General features: G+C 64.1%; 13 protein-coding genes. 10 read left to right on the forward strand and 3 right to left on the reverse strand.

Annotation, left to right across the window (positions count from 1 at the left end; genetic code table 11):
- Positions 1 to 40: 40 nt before the first annotated feature.
- Entirely contained in the window at positions 41 to 1,351 is a 1,311-nt protein-coding gene (gene ugpB, locus EOD29_RS15210) for a sn-glycerol-3-phosphate ABC transporter substrate-binding protein UgpB (protein ID WP_066990210.1), read from the reverse strand.
- A gap of 327 nt (positions 1,352 to 1,678) precedes the next feature.
- On the opposite strand from ugpB, the gene EOD29_RS15215 reads away from it, so the two are divergent.
- A complete protein-coding gene (locus EOD29_RS15215) occupies positions 1,679 to 4,105 on the forward strand; it encodes an EAL domain-containing protein (protein WP_127247110.1) in 2,427 nt (808 codons plus the stop codon).
- Here the strand turns inward: EOD29_RS15215 and EOD29_RS15220 are convergent.
- Entirely contained in the window at positions 4,097 to 4,786 is a 690-nt protein-coding gene (locus EOD29_RS15220) for a TlpA disulfide reductase family protein (RefSeq protein ID WP_067319108.1), read from the reverse strand. The genes EOD29_RS15215 and EOD29_RS15220 overlap by 9 nt on opposite strands.
- A gap of 36 nt (positions 4,787 to 4,822) precedes the next feature.
- On the opposite strand from EOD29_RS15220, the gene argH reads away from it, so the two are divergent.
- The 8 genes from argH (at position 4,823) to EOD29_RS15260 (ending at position 12,874) form a co-directional block, all read left to right on the forward strand.
- Positions 4,823 to 6,223, forward strand: coding sequence for an argininosuccinate lyase (gene argH, locus EOD29_RS15225; RefSeq protein ID WP_127247111.1), 1,401 nt, complete (start codon positions 4,823 to 4,825; stop codon positions 6,221 to 6,223).
- A gap of 11 nt (positions 6,224 to 6,234) precedes the next feature.
- Positions 6,235 to 6,498, forward strand: a complete 264-nt coding sequence (locus EOD29_RS15230) for a hypothetical protein (protein WP_095823972.1) — start codon at positions 6,235 to 6,237, stop codon at positions 6,496 to 6,498.
- Positions 6,499 to 6,591: 93 nt separating this feature from the next.
- Complete coding sequence (locus tag EOD29_RS15235) at positions 6,592 to 6,798, forward strand: lipoprotein (protein ID WP_066990222.1); 207 nt, start codon at positions 6,592 to 6,594, stop codon at positions 6,796 to 6,798.
- A 52-nt stretch (positions 6,799 to 6,850) separates the two neighbouring features.
- On the forward strand, positions 6,851 to 8,119 hold the full coding sequence (gene lysA / locus EOD29_RS15240) for a diaminopimelate decarboxylase (RefSeq protein WP_127247112.1): 1,269 nt from the start codon (positions 6,851 to 6,853) through the stop codon (positions 8,117 to 8,119).
- 34 nt (positions 8,120 to 8,153) lie between these two features.
- Positions 8,154 to 9,095 (forward strand): threonine/serine dehydratase, encoded by a 942-nt coding sequence (locus EOD29_RS15245; RefSeq protein WP_127247113.1) that lies wholly within the window; start codon positions 8,154 to 8,156, stop codon positions 9,093 to 9,095.
- 113 nt (positions 9,096 to 9,208) lie between these two features.
- Positions 9,209 to 11,806, forward strand: coding sequence for a TIGR02302 family protein (locus tag EOD29_RS15250; protein ID WP_127247114.1), 2,598 nt, complete (start codon positions 9,209 to 9,211; stop codon positions 11,804 to 11,806).
- A 23-nt stretch (positions 11,807 to 11,829) separates the two neighbouring features.
- A complete protein-coding gene (locus EOD29_RS15255) occupies positions 11,830 to 12,195 on the forward strand; it encodes a glyoxalase superfamily protein (RefSeq protein WP_127215622.1) in 366 nt (121 codons plus the stop codon).
- Between the two features lie 76 nt (positions 12,196 to 12,271).
- Positions 12,272 to 12,874 (forward strand): 2-hydroxychromene-2-carboxylate isomerase, encoded by a 603-nt coding sequence (locus tag EOD29_RS15260; RefSeq protein ID WP_127215623.1) that lies wholly within the window; start codon positions 12,272 to 12,274, stop codon positions 12,872 to 12,874.
- Positions 12,875 to 12,891: 17 nt separating this feature from the next.
- On the opposite strand, the gene EOD29_RS15265 is transcribed toward EOD29_RS15260, so the two are convergent.
- On the reverse strand, positions 12,892 to 13,776 hold the full coding sequence (locus tag EOD29_RS15265) for a LysR substrate-binding domain-containing protein (protein WP_127247115.1): 885 nt from the start codon (positions 13,774 to 13,776) through the stop codon (positions 12,892 to 12,894).
- A gap of 189 nt (positions 13,777 to 13,965) precedes the next feature.
- Here EOD29_RS15265 and EOD29_RS15270 point away from each other — a divergent pair, with 189 nt between their 5' ends.
- Complete coding sequence (locus tag EOD29_RS15270) at positions 13,966 to 14,916, forward strand: DMT family transporter (RefSeq protein WP_127247116.1); 951 nt, start codon at positions 13,966 to 13,968, stop codon at positions 14,914 to 14,916.
- The last annotated feature ends 3 nt before the right edge of the window (positions 14,917 to 14,919 follow it).

Raw genomic sequence — 14,919 nt, forward strand, 5'->3', positions numbered from 1 at the left:
GCGCCGATCCGCGCGGGCGACGTTTCATCCTCGGCCAGGTTTAGTTGCCCAACGCGTCCTTGATCGCCGCGTTGCCGCGCGAGACGGCATTGTCGAGCGCCTGCTGGGCCGTTTCCTGGCCGGCCAGCATCTTCTCGAACTCCTCGTTCTGGATATCGCGCACCTGAGGCAGGTTGGGCAGGCGCACACCCTTCGAATTTTCGGTCGGCGCCTTGCCGGTCATCTGCAGGATCGGTGTCTCGCGGCCCGGGTTCTTGTCGTAGAAGCCGGACTTCTTGGTCGCCTCATAGGCTGCCAGCGTCACCGGCAAGTAGCCCGACTTCTGGTGCAGATATTCCTGCACCTCGGTCTTGGAGAGATAGGCGAAGAAGGCCGCGACGCCCTTGTACTCCGCATCGGATTTGCCGCTGAAAACCCAGAGGCTTGCGCCGCCGGGGGTCGTGTTCTGCGGCGCACCCTTGGCATCGCTGTCATACGGCAGTTGGCCGATGCCGTAGTTCATACCCGACTTGACGATATCGCCGAGCCCGCCCGACGACTCGGTAAAGATGCCGCATTCTCCGGCGAGGAAGATCTGCTTGGCTTCGGAGGTTCGCCCGCCATATTTGAAAGTGCCATCCTTGGCGAGGTCAGCCAGCGCCTGAAAGTGGTTGACGAAAATCGGCGCATTGATCTTGAGCTCGACGTCGCCGCCGGCCAGTCCGTTCTGCTGGGTCGCCCAGGAAACATTATTCCAGGCGGCAAAATTTTCCAGATGGATCCAAGTCAGCCAGGTCGAGGTGTAGCCGCAAGGGGCCGCGCCGCTCGCCTTGATCTTCTTCGCCGCTTCCCAGACCTCGTTCCAGGTCTTAGGCGGGTTGTTCACGTCGAGGCCGGCCTTCTGAAAGATGTCCTTGTTGTAGTAGAGGATCGGCGAGGAGGAATTGTAAGGGAAAGACAACATGGTGCCGTCCGGCTTCGAATAGTAGCCGACAATGCCGGGCAGATACTGGCTCTTATCGAACGTCATCCCCGCGCCCGTCAAAACTTCGGCCACGGGTTTGATCGCGCTCTCGGCCGCCATCATGACGCCGGTGCCGACATCGAACACCTGGATGATGTCCGGCGCCTGGCCGGCGCGGAACGCGGCGATGCCTGCATTCAGCGTCTCGGGATAGGTGCCCTTGAAGACCGGAACGATCTGGTAGTCGCTTTGGCTGGCGTTGAAGTCCTTCGAGATCTTGTCGACGACTTCCGCATTGGCGCCCGTCATCGCATGCCACCAGCTGATCTGCGTGACAGCGAAAGCGGACGTGGTGGAAAGCAGGGTCAAGGTAGCGGCAACACCTGCCGCGAAGCCGAAGAGCTTCATGTTTTCATCTCCCGTTGTGATTGGCGAAAGGGGGGCTTCCGCAGAACCAGTATGTGTTGCGCATGACAATCGGACAACGGTTTTGTTATGCGTCGATGAACATCATCTGATCCTAAATTAACGTGCATCGGTCACGGCCGGGCAGATTGCTTGCCGGCTTAGGATTTGAGCGACTCCAACCATCGTATTGCGACAGCCGGCCCAACCTTATCCGTCCTTTACAACCTGAGGCACACGCGTCGGTTGCAGGTCCACTAATCGATTCTTCAGCCGTCGGGCCTTAAGCAATCTTAACTTGATTGATGCGGGAAGATCAGGTGGGGCCAAATGTTGACCGTCTATAATTGCATCGTGCACGAGCACGATCTGAGGTTGGTCGCACTTGCGGCGCTCATCTGCGGAATTTCCTCTTTCTCGGCGGTCAATCTTCTTCGCCATGTCGAGCAATCGACCAGTCGAAATCGCTACGCATGGCTGTTGATTGCAGCCACGGCGACCGGATTCGGTATCTGGGCGACGCATTTCGTCGCCATGATCGCCTTCACGCCGGGAATACCCAACGCCTATAACGCGGAGCTTTCCGCGCTTTCGCTGGCCGCCTCCGTAGTTCTGACAGCGGCCGGAATGTGGATCGCCACCATCCGCGGCGGCATTGATCACTATCTTGTCGGCGGCGCCGTGCTCGGCGTCGGCATCGCCGTGATGCACTATACCGGCATGGCGGCGTTCGAGGTCCAGGGCAGGATCGTCTGGAACGAGCTGCTCGTCGCTCTTTCGCTGGCGGCGGGCGTCACGCTTGCCGCGCTTTCGCTGCTCGTCGTGCTTTGCCGCCCGTCGACGCTTACGACGATCGCTGCCGCCGTCTTGCTCACACTGGCCATCTGCACACTGCATTTTATCGCCATGGCGGCGGTCTCGATCTATCCGGACTCCTCGATAGAGATCTCAAAATTCACCATCGCGCCGATGTCGCAAGCCTTTGCCGCTGCGGCGGCAAGCCTGGTCATTCTGGTGCTCTCGGCCGCGGCGCTCCGCATCGACCTGCGGTTCCGCCGGCATCAGGCGGAAGCGCAGCGCATGCACGGCCTGGCCAACGCGGCGGTCGAGGGGCTGATCGTTTGCGACGGCAGCCGCATCGTCAGCGCCAACGACAGCATCGCGGCGCTGAGCGGCATCGCGCCCGGCACGCTGAACGTGATGCCGCTCAGCGACCTCTTCGGCGAACGCGTTGCCTCAGCCATCGCCGGCGGCAGCGGTCAGGCGCAGGAAGCCGAGCTGCGCAGCCAGGACGGCACTCGCATTCCGGTCGAGCTGATCGCCCGCAGCATCGACTATTGCGGCAAGCCTCACGACGTCGTCGCCGTCCGCGACATGCGCGAGCGCAAGAAGGCCGAGCAGGAGATCCTTCGCCTGGCGCATTTCGATCCGCTGACCGGGCTTGCCAATCGCCGCAGCTTCACCAGCCGGCTCGAGGCCGAGATCGCCACGGCGAGCGGCAAGGACGGGCAGCTCGCGCTGATGCTTCTCGATCTCGACCGCTTCAAGGAGGTCAACGACCTCTTCGGTCATGCGGCCGGCGATGCAGTGCTGCAGAGGGTGGCGCAATGCGCTTCGGGCGTGCTCCGCCATGGGCAGATGCTCGCCCGCCTCGGCGGCGACGAGTTCGCCATCATCGCGCCGAACCTTCCCGACCCGCAGGCCGCAGGCCGCATCGCCGAGGCGGTGCTTTCCAAGCTGCGCCAAGAGAGCCAACTGTCGCCCGGCGGCGAGCTGGTGTCGGCCAGCATCGGCATTGCTCTTTTCCCGCTGGACGCCGACGAGCAGGCGGCGCTGGTAAGCCATGCCGACACCGCGCTCTACCGCGCCAAGGCCGAGGGCAAGGACACTTATCGCTATTTCGAGGCTTCGATGGGCGCCGAGACGCGCGACAGGCGCGCCATGGAGCACGATCTGCGCCAGGCGGTTGCGCGCGGCGAGTTCCGGTTGGTCTATCAGCCGCAAAAGGAGATCAGCAGCGGCAAGATGATCGGTTTCGAGGCCTTGATCCGCTGGCATCATCCGGAGCGCGGCAACATCCCGCCGTCGGTCTTCATCCCGGTCGCGGAAGACAGCGGCACTATCGCCCAGATCGGCGAATGGGTGCTGGCGACGGCCTGCGAGGAAGCCGTGCGCTGGAAAAATCCGCTGACCATCGCCGTCAATGTCTCGGCGGTGCAGCTCCACAACCCGAATTTCAGCCGCAAAGTACACGAGATCCTGCTGCGTTCGGGACTTCCAGCCGGACGGCTGGAGCTTGAAGTGACCGAGACGGCGCTTATCAAGGATATGCCGCGGGCGCTGGCGACCCTGCGGCAGGTCAAGGCGCTTGGTATTCGCGTCGCGATGGACGATTTTGGAACCGGCTATTCATCGCTTTCCAATCTCCGCGCTTTCCCTTTCGACAAGATCAAGATCGACGGCTCCTTCATCAAGTCGGTCGACAGGAATGGTCAGGTCGCGGCCATCGTGCGCGCCGTGCTGGGGCTGGGGCGCGGCCTGGGCCTGCCTGTTCTGGCCGAAGGCGTCGAAACGCTGGACGAATTGCGCTTCCTCGATGCCGAGGACTGCGAGATCGGCCAAGGATACTATCTCGGCAGGCCAAGCCCGATCGAAACCTTCAGCGAGCTGACCGGCGTGCCGGCGGCGATGGATGCTGTCGAGGCCCGCGGCGGCCGCATCCTCATGCTCGAGCCCGCCGCCGCGCGCTCAGCTTGACGGACCGAGCGCGGCTTCCACCAGTCGCTTGGCGTCGGGACTCGACCATTCCGCCGGTCCGTTCATATGTGCGATCAGGCAGCCTTCGCCGTCGATCAGCATCGTCACCGGCAGGCCAAGCGCCAGCCCGCGCGTCTTGGCCTCGTTGAACAGGCCCATTGTCGCATCCCGGTAGTAGCCGAGCGTCTCGATGCCGATCTCCTTCAGGAACTTTTTCGGCTTGGCGTCATCGCCGGTGTCGACATTGACCGCGACGACCTCGAAAGTGTTGCCGCCTTTTTCCTTCTGCAACGCATCGAGCGCCGGCATTTCGGCGCGGCAGGGCGCGCACCATGTCGCCCACAGATTGAGCAGCACCGTCTTGCCGGCATGGCCGGCGATCGTCGTCGGCTTGCCGTCGGGTCCGTTGAAGGCGAGTCCCTTCAGCGATTGCGGCGGATCCGCCGGCTGCAGTGCCGCGACCTGACCGACCGCCTTTGCCGCAACCTGCTTGGCCCGTTCGGCCTTCGCCTTGCAAGCGACGTCGTCCTTGCCGGTGCTGGCCGCGGCAACCTGATCCGGCGCGTTGTTGCCAGAACCGCTCTCGCTGACATATACCGCGACCGCGCCGGCCAGCACGCCCGCTACAAGCGCGGCGAGGATGAGGCGCGGGGCCGGGAAGAATTTATTGCCGTCTGCCATTTTCTTAAAAACTGCTCCGGAGCACGGGTTATAGCGATGAGCGACAAGAAGGCTAGCAACCAGATGTGGGGCGGACGTTTTGCCTCGGGTCCGGCCGCGATCATGGAAGCGATCAACGCATCGATCGCCTTCGACCGCAAACTCTACGCGCAGGACATCCGCGGCTCGATCGCCCACAGCGAGATGTTGGCTGAAACGGGCATTATTTCGGCCGCCGATCAAGAAAAAATCGCTCACGGCCTGAACACGATCCTGAAAGAGATCGAGGCCGGGAAATTCGAATTCTCGACCAAGCTCGAAGACATCCATATGAATGTCGAGGCGCGTCTGGCCGATCTGATCGGGTCGGCTGCCGGCCGCCTGCATACCGCCCGCTCGCGCAACGATCAGGTGGCGGTCGATCTGAAACTCTGGGTCAAGGAGGAATGCCAGCGCATAGCCCATGCGCTGAAGGACCTCATCGGCGCCTTTCTCGAGCGCGCCGAGGAGCACGCCGCGACGGTAATGCCCGGCTTCACCCATATGCAGGCCGCGCAGCCGGTGACCTTCGGTCATCATTGCATGGCTTATGTCGAGATGTTCGGCCGCGATCTGTCACGTGTCCGCGACGCCATCGAGCGCATGGACGAAAGCCCGCTGGGCGCCGCCGCGCTGGCCGGCACGAGCTTTTCCATCGACCGCCATATGTCGGCGAAGGCGCTCGGCTTCCGCGAGCCGATGCGCAATTCCCTCGACAGCGTGTCGGACCGCGACTTCGCGCTCGAATTCCTCTCGATCGCCGCGATCTGCGGCACGCATCTGTCGCGGCTGGCCGAAGAGATCATCATCTGGTCGACGCCGCAATTCGGCTTCATCCGGCTATCGGATTCATTCTCCACCGGCTCCTCGATCATGCCGCAGAAGAAGAACCCCGACGCCGCCGAATTGGTGCGCGGCAAGACCGGCCGCATCAACGGCCATTTGGTCGGCTTGCTGACGGTGATGAAGGGCATGCCGCTGACCTATGGCAAGGACATGCAGGAGGACAAGGAATCGGTTTTCGACGTAGCCGAAACGCTCGACCTGATGCTGGCGGCGACCACCGGCATGGTGCGCGACATGACCGTGAACACGGCCGCCATGAAGAAGGCCGCCGGCGCCGGTCACGCCACCGCCACCGACCTCGCCGACTGGCTGGTGCGCAATCTCGGCCTGCCCTTCCGCGAGGCCCATCACGTCACCGGCCGCGCCGTGGCCCTTGCCGAGGAGAAGAAGGTCGGGCTGGAAAAGCTCTCGTTGGAGGACCTGCGCTCGATCCATCCCGGCATCACCGACGACATCTTCTCGGTGCTCGCCGTGCAGAATTCGGTGAAGAGCCGCGTAAGCTTCGGCGGCACCGCTCCGTCGGAAGTGAGGAAGCAAATCCGCTACTGGAAAAAGCGCTTGGCCAAGGCGTGAAAGGCTGATTGATGCAAACTGACAAGATTTTAGAACGCTACAGCCACCAGAAATCCAACCTGAGCCTGGCTCTTCTTTCCGACGAGGACGGTGGGGAGCCAACGATCCTCATACAAGGTTCAAAGCGAGCGCTGCACCTTCTCGCAGAACTTCTCCTTGCAGTCGCTGATGAGAAAGCCAACGACGGCTTCGGGATGGGACCAAGAAGCGCCGGAAGTTTCCATTTTTCCGCCACGTCCGAGTTTGGCGTTTATGTCCGTCGGCTGGACGAATAACGAATTCTTGGGGCTTGATTTTGCCGGGATGCAATGCGCCGAAAACTCGGCTAAAAGCGCGGCTGGACAAAACAGTTTCGAACGGATGGATCGATGACCCGAGGCAGGATTTTGGTGACGCTCGCGCTGCTGGCGGCGGTTGTCACCGTCACGGCCTGCGGCAGGAGAGGCGGCCTCGATACGCCTTACGAGGCTGCCGTGCAGGCGCGCAAGGATGCGGAGCGAGCCAAACAGCCGCTGCCGCCCGAGCCTGAGAAACCGGTCAAGGACAAGAAGTTCATTCTCGACCCCTTGCTCTAGAGCCGAGGAGATCATCCGATCTCATCGCGCTCCAATTTTCGGACCTCTCCCCGTGAACCATTTCGACTACCGCGACGGCGTTCTCTACGCCGAGGATGTGGCAATCCCCGATATCGCCGCCAGCGTCGGCACGCCGTTTTACTGCTATTCGACCGCGACCCTGACCAGGCATTTCCGCGTCTTCAAGGAAGCTTTTGCCGGTCTCGACGCGCTGGTCTGCTACGCCATGAAGGCGAATTCCAACCAGGCCGTGCTGAAGACCTTGGCAAGACAAGGCGCCGGCGCCGACGTGGTGTCGGAAGGTGAACTGCGGCGCGCCTTGGCCGCCGGCATCCCCGCGAGCAAGATCCTGTTTTCCGGCGTCGGCAAGACCGCGCGGGAAATGGACTTCGCCCTCAATGCCGGCATCCTCTGCTTCAACGTCGAGTCCGAACCCGAACTCGAACTGCTGTCGGCGCGCGCCACAGCGCTCGGCAAGGTGGCACCCGTCTCGCTGCGCATCAACCCGGACGTCGACGCCAGGACCCACAAGAAGATCTCCACCGGCAAGGCCGAGAACAAGTTCGGCATCCCGTGGCAGCGGGCGCGCCAGGTCTATGCCCGCGCGGCGGAGCTGCCGGGCATCAAGGTCACCGGCATCGACACCCATATCGGCAGCCAGATCACCGAGTTGCAGCCTTTCGACGACGCTTTCGCGCTGCTGGTGGAACTGGTCGGCGTGCTGCGCGCCGACGGGCATTCAATCGAGCATGTCGATCTCGGCGGCGGCCTCGGCATTCCGTACCGCGTCGACAACAGCCCGCCGCCCTTGCCCGACGCCTATGCCGAGATCGTCAGGAAGCATGTCACCCGGCTCGGCCTGAAGGTGATGTTCGAGCCTGGCCGGCTGATCGTCGGCAATGCCGGCATCCTGGTCTCGGAAGTGATCTATGTGAAGGAAGGCGACGCCAAGAACTTCCTCGTCGTCGACGCCGCCATGAACGACCTGATCCGGCCGACGCTCTACGATGCCTTCCACGACATCAAGCCGGTGGTGCAGCCGCCGGCCACCACGCCGCGCATGACGGTCGATATCGTCGGGCCGGTCTGCGAGACAGGCGATTTCCTCGGCCTCGACCGCGACCTCCCCAGGCTGAATCCTGGCGACCTCATCGCCGTCGCCACCGCTGGAGCTTACGGCGCCGTGCAGGCCGGCACCTACAACACCCGGCTCCTGGTGCCGGAAGTGCTGGTCGACGGCGACCGTTTTCACGTCGTGCGGCCGCGCCAGACCCATGAGGAGCTGATCGGGCTGGATTCATTGCCGGAGTGGCTGAAATAGAAGCACGAGGGTCCCGCGCTCAAAGGAGCAAGCCATGCTGGAGACTGGAGCTATCACGCGCGATCGCATCGCCGCGGTGGAACCGCGCATCCGCCCGTTCGTCCGCCACACGCCGGTAATGCGCGTCGACATGGCTGACTTCGGCCGGCCGGCCTTTCCGGTCGATCTGAAGCTCGAATGTCTGCAGCATTCCGGCTCGTTCAAGGCGCGCGGCGCATTCACCAACCTGCTCGAGCGGCAGGTGCCCGCAGCGGGTGTGGTCGCCGCCTCCGGCGGCAATCATGGCGCCGCCGTCGCCTATGCCGCCATGAAGCTCGGGCACAGGGCCACCATCTTCGTGCCCGAGGTCAGCCCGCCGGCAAAGCTCGAGCGCATCCGCAGCTATGGCGCCGAGCTGGTGGTCGGCGGTGCGCGCTATGCCGAGGCGCTGGCTGCCAGCGAGGATTTTGCCGAACGAACCGGCGCCCTGCGGATCCACGCCTTCAACCAGGAAGAGACGCTAATCGGCCAAGGCACTCTCGGGCTCGAGATCGAAGCCGATCTGCCGCAGATCGACACACTGCTTGTCGCGGTCGGCGGCGGCGGCCTGATCGGCGGCATCGCCGCCTGGTTCGCTGGCCGCATCCGCATCATCGCCATCGAGCCCGAGGGCGCGCCGACGCTTCACCGCGCCTTCGAAGCCGGCAAGCCGGTCGATGCACCGGCCGAGGGCATCGCCGCCGATTCGCTGGCGCCGAAGCGCGTCGGCGAAATGATGTTCCCGATCGCGAAAGCTTTCGTCGAGCGCTCGATCCTGGTCAGCGACGACGACATCGTGGCGGCGCAGAAAGCGCTCTGGGACCGGGCGCGAATCATCGCCGAGCCGGGCGGGGCCGCTGCCTTTGCCGCGATGCTTTCCGGCCGCTACGCGCCGGCTCCCGGCGAGCGCGTGGCCGTCCTGGTCTGTGGTTCCAATACGAATCCCGCGAATTTCTGATCGTAAAGGCGGCGAACCCGTCACAGATTTTGGAACCCGCCTCGCCTTCGCCGTGTTTGGTGTTATCCTCTGCTCATAAGGTCCGGGCGATCCTGCCCGGGCAGGAAGGGCCGATGACGGAACGACCCATTTCCAGCGACGAACGCGGTCTGGCCGGGCGCCTTGCCTTGACCCGGCTGGCGACGCGGGCCTCGATGATCTTCGAGCGCGGCTGGCCGTTGCTGTTGCCGCTGGCGGTGGTCGCCGGCCTGTTCCTCAGTGTCTCGTGGCTGGGCTTGTTCCAGCGCCTGCCGGATCTGGCGCGGATCGGCCTCCTGATCCTCTTCTCCATCTCGGCGCTCGCCGCGCTCTTTGCGCTGCGCCTCTTCCGCATTCCTTCCGCCGCCGAGGTCGACCGACGCATCGAGGCAGCGAACGAGCTGCTGCACAGCCCCGTGCAGGTGCAGACCGACCGCCCGAGCGGCGCGGACAGCCTCTTCTCGCAGGCGCTGTGGCGCGAGCACCAGAAGCGCATGGCCGAGCGGCTCTCCGACCTGGGCGCCGACAGGCCGCGCACAAGCGTGCCGGATTACGACCGCTGGGGCCTGCGGGCTGTGGTGGGGCTGCTGTTCGTCACCGCTTTTGCCTTCTCCTTCGGACCTTTCGGCGGCAGGATCAGCGACGGCTTCGTCGCCAGCGCCGCGCGCGATAGCGTGCCGCCCCGCATCGATGCCTGGGTGACGCCGCCTTCCTATACCGGCAAGCCGCCGCTGTTCTTGACCGCCGACGTCAACCAGGCCGCGCAGGTCTTCAGCGTCCCTGAGGGCAGCGACGTCTCGCTGCGCGTCACTGGCGGAACCGGCGAAGAAACGCTGAGCTATGCCGACGCGAACGGCAATGATCGCGCCATCGAACCGGTTGCGCCGAAGGGCGCCACGCCAGCCGCGGCACAGCCGGGGTCCCCAGCCGGGCTCAAAGTGCGCCAGTTCTCCGGCAAGCTGAACACCAACGGCACGCTGCGGCTCAAGTCCGGCGAGGACGATCTCGGCCACTGGGCCTTCGCCATCATCCCGGACAAACCGCCGACGATCCGTTTCGTCGGCGAGCCCAAGCGTGCCGTCAATGGCGCCATCGAGCTCAACTACCAGATCGACGACGACTATGGAGCGGCCTCCGCCAAGGCCGTCTTGGAGCTGTCTGAGCCGCCGCCCGCCAATGCGCATCCGCTCTATGGCCCGCCCGACATGCCGCTGACGCTGCCGCGCCGCGGCGGCAAGGCGAACGCCGCTAAGACGACCAAGGATCTGACCGAGCATGTCTGGGCCGGCAGCACCATCAAGCTGACGCTCACCGCCACCGACGATGCCGGCCATACCGCCACCAGTGAGACCAAGACGCTGGTGATGCCGGAGCGGCCCTTCTCCAATCCCCTGGCCCGCGCGGTGATCGAGCAGCGCCGCCTGTTGGCGCTCGACGCCAACGCCAAGCCGCGCGTGCTCGACCTGATGGACGCGATCACCCTGCGCCCGGAGGATACTTTCGACAACATGTCGCATTACCTCGCGATCATGAGCGCCAGGAGCCGGCTGAAGCTTGCCGAGAACGACGACCAGCTGCGCAACGAGGTGGCTTATCTGTGGGAGATCGCGCTCGGCATCGAGGAAGGCAATCTGTCGGCCGCCGAGCGTCGGCTGCGCCAGGCGCAGCAGGCGCTACAGGACGCCATCAAAAACGGCGCCAGCGACGAAGAGCTCGAAAAGGCGATGAAGGAACTTCGCGAGGCGATGAACCAGTTCCTGCAGGAATTCGCCCAGCGCGCCCAGCAGAACCCGAACGCGCCGCAGATGCAGCAGAACGGTCGGGAACTGCGCCAGAGCGACATCAACCGGATGATGGACGAGATCGAGAATCTCGCCAAATCCGGCGACCGAGACCGGGCCCAGCAGTTGTTGTCGGAACTGCAGGACATGATGAACAACCTGCAGGCCGGCCGCCAGCAGCAGGCCGGCCTGCAGGACAGCGAGATGCGCCAGCAGATGGACAAGCTGGGCGAGATCATGCGGCGCCAGCAGGAGATGATGAACGATACCTTCCGCCTCGATCAGATGCAGCGCGGCGATCGCCAGCGCGGTGCAAATCGCGACGAGCAGCTGGGCGAGGATGGCGAGCAGTCGCAGGATGGGCAGAAGCCCGGTGATGACCGCGACCCGCTCGGCCGGCCGAAGCAAATGACGCCGCAGGAATTCGCGGATGCGCTGAAGCAGCTGCAGGAAGGTCAGGGCCAGTTGCAGAGCGAGCTCGACAAGCTGAAGAAGGGCCTCGAAGGCATGGGCATGCAGCCCAATGAGGGCTTTGGCGAGGCCGGCAAATCCATGGGCGATGCCGAGCAGGCGCTGGGCGAAGGCGAAGGCGACCAGGCGGTCGGCCACCAGGGCCGCGCGCTGGAGGCGCTGCGCCGCGGCGCCAAGGAGATGATGAAGCAGATGCAGGCCATGCAGGGCGACCAGGGCGGCAGCGAACAGGGCGGACGTCGGCAGGACGCCGACCGCGACCCGCTTGGCCGGCCGCGCGCCACGAAGGGCCCCGACGACGGCAACTCCGTCAAGGTGCCCGACGAGATCGACGTGCAGCGCGCCCGCCAGATCCTCGAAGCGATCCGCAAGCGCCTCGGCAACGCGCTCAGCCCGGACATCGAGCGCAGCTACCTCGAACGCCTGCTCGAACTGAAATAGCGCCCACACCGGTCACCGCCGACATGCCGAAGCTTGGAACCGTCACGCCGATCCTGCGCATGTTCGATACCGTCAAGGCGCGAGAGTTCTATCTCAACTTCCTCGGTTTCGAGGTCCGCTTCGAGCATCGCTTCGACGACAACGCGCCGCTCTATATGGGCGTCGCCCGCGACGGCTGCGAGCTGCATTTGAGCGAGCATCATGGCGACGGCTCGCCCGGTGCCAATATACGCATCGAAGCGACCGGCATCATTGAGCTGCATCGCGAGTTCAAGGCCAAGAACTACCGCTTCAACAGGCCGAGCCTCGAGACGACGCCTTGGCAGACGAAGGAGGTCACGGTGATCGATCCGTTCGGCAATCGCCTGACCTTTTTCGAAAGAGACTGAGCCGCAGGTCGCTCTCGCCACACGCATTGCAGGCCGCGCTGCCTGCCGGTATCGTCATCGTCAAGGGAGACTGGCGATGATCGACTTCTGGTTCTCCATCGGCAGCACCTACACCTATCTTTCGGTGATGCGTCTCGCCGAGGTTGCGGCTGAGACCGGCATCGAGTTCCGCTGGCGACCCTTCAATGTGCGCGCCATCATGATCGAGATGGACAACATTCCCTTTGCCAAGAAGCCGGCGAAGGCCGCTTATATGTGGCGCGACATCGAGCGCCGAGCGGCGATGTACAGGATGGTGCCGAAACTGCCGGCCCCCTACCCGCTGGCCGAGCTCGAACGCGCCAATCGCGTGGCTCTCATCGCGGCGCGCGAGGGCTGGTGCGAAGCCTATGCCCGGGAAACGTACCGGCGCTGGTTTGAAATGGGTGAGCCGGCTGGTAGCGAGCCAAACATTTCGGCTAGCATCGAGAAAGCCGGACAGAAAGCAGAGCCGGTTCTTCGGCGGGCCGACAGCGATGACGCCAAGGCCGAGCTCGCGGCCGCGACGGAGCAGGCCAAGGCGCTCGGCATCTTCGGCTCGCCGAGCTTCGTCTTCGACGGCGAATTGTTCTGGGGCGACGATCGCCTTGAGGATGCCATGCGATGGCTCAAGCAGATGGAGAGCGGACCGCCGGATTGAGCGGACCGTTTCGTACGTCAAAGACTGGCTGTTGCCTGTGCCTGCCTGGTCAGCATGAAAGCCTCGCGGATCGCGTTTTCCATCCCGTCGATCGCTTCGCCCGTCGCCAGCGGATTGCGGTGAAGCACCACATTCGAGGAATCGATGTCGCCGAAGCCGTCGGCGGCGGTCAGTTCGCGGCAATCGGGCGGGATGTTGCTGCGCGAGATCGGTGCGATCGCCAGGCCAGAAGTGACCGCCAGCGTCAGGCCGCCATTGGTGTCGCTGGTGTAGGCGACGCGGTAGTCGAGGCCGCGCTGCTGCAGCGACTTGATCGCGAAGTCCCGACACCAGCCATTGCGGCTGTAAAGCGCGATCGGCACCGGCCGTTCCTCATGCATGTGATGCAGCGTTGACGTCACCCATACCGTGGGATCGTGCATCAGCACATCGCCGCCGGAAAAACCTTCCCACTCGAACACCACCGCAAGGTCGAGTTCGCCGGCCGCAAGCGCCCTCACCTGCGAGTCGGAATGCGCGTAACGCACCGTGACCTCCACGCGCGGGTGGCGTTTGGCGAATTCGCCAAGTGCCCGCGACAAGGTTGACCGCCCGTATTCGGCAGGAATGCCGATGCGCACTAGCCCGCCGAGCGGCGGCGCGACCAGCGATGCCGCCGTCTCGTCGAGCAGCGAGACGATGCGGCGGGCGTTGGTGATGAGCTCGCCGCCGCGGCGTGTCAGCGCCACCCCGCGAGAGCCGCGCTCGAACAGGCTGTCGCCCACCATGTCTTCCAGCTTTTTCATCTGCATGGACACCGCCGACTGGGTGCGTCCGGCCTTTTCCGCCGCCTTGGTGAAATTGCCGGTCTCGGCCACCGCCACGAAGGTGCGCAGGAGGTCGCTGTCGAGGGTGGGCTTCATCGATGCCGCCATAAGAAATTTTGATTGCTGGTATCATTCCAATTCGTTTGCAACATGTCAAACGTCGCAGGATAGTTGCTCTACCCATTGGATATGCGGCCGTGAGATTCGGCAGCGGACCAATTCGAAGAGTCCTCACTCGTGCCCGCTGCCCGAAACGGTGGCGGGCTCTTTTTCACTGGAACGAACATGCAGAACCGGATGGTGCTTGGCATTTTGAGCCTCTGCCTCGGCGTTCTTGTCTTTTCGTTGCAGGACCCGCTGGTGAAGGCGGTTTCGGGCAGCTATCCGGTGACGGAAGTGATGGCGATCCGCGCCCTCGTGGCGCTGCCGATCCTGGTCGTTATCGTCCAGGCCGATGTCGGCCTGACAGCCTTGCTGTCGAAACGAGCGGGCATGCTGACGCTGCGCGGCTTCATCCAATTCAGCTCCTACACCGTCTACTATCTGGCGATTGCCGCCCTCTCGCTGGCCGACGCGATAGCGCTCTATTTCATGGCGCCGCTCTTCATCATGTTGCTTGCCGGACCTTATCTCGGCGAGCACGTCTCCGGGCGGACGCTGACGACGGTGCTGATCGGCCTGGTGGGCGTGGTCGTGATGTTGCGTCCGGGCGCCGGATTGTTCGACTGGGCGGCACTGCTGTCGCTCGGCTCGGCATTCCTCTACGGGTTCTCGCAGCTGATGGCGCGCCGGATCGGCGAGACCGAATCCTCGACGGTGATGGCCTTCTACCAGAACGGCGCCTATCTCACCGGCGCTGTGGCGGTCGCCGCGGTGTTTCATCTTGCCGGCATCACCCATGCGGGCCACCCGAGCCTCGACTTCCTGGTGCGGCCCTGGGTCTGGCCGGCGCTGCCGGACTTCCTGAAGATGGCGGCCTGCGGCTTCGTTGCCTCCGCCGGCATGATCTTGCTGTCGCAGGCCTACCGGATGGCGCCCGCCAACCAGGTCGCAACCTTCGAATACACGGGCATCCTCTGGTCGCCGCTGTGGGGCTTCCTGTTTTTCGCCGAGGTCCCGCGGTCAACGACGGTGCTGGGCGCGGCGCTGATCATCGGCGCCGGTCTGGTTGCACTGAACGGTGAGCGCCGACGCGGCGCAGCACCTGCAATCGCAGCGACCGGCGATGCCGTCTGAACG

The organism is Mesorhizobium sp. M1A.T.Ca.IN.004.03.1.1, assembly GCF_003997555.1.
Taxonomy (GTDB): domain Bacteria; phylum Pseudomonadota; class Alphaproteobacteria; order Rhizobiales; family Rhizobiaceae; genus Mesorhizobium.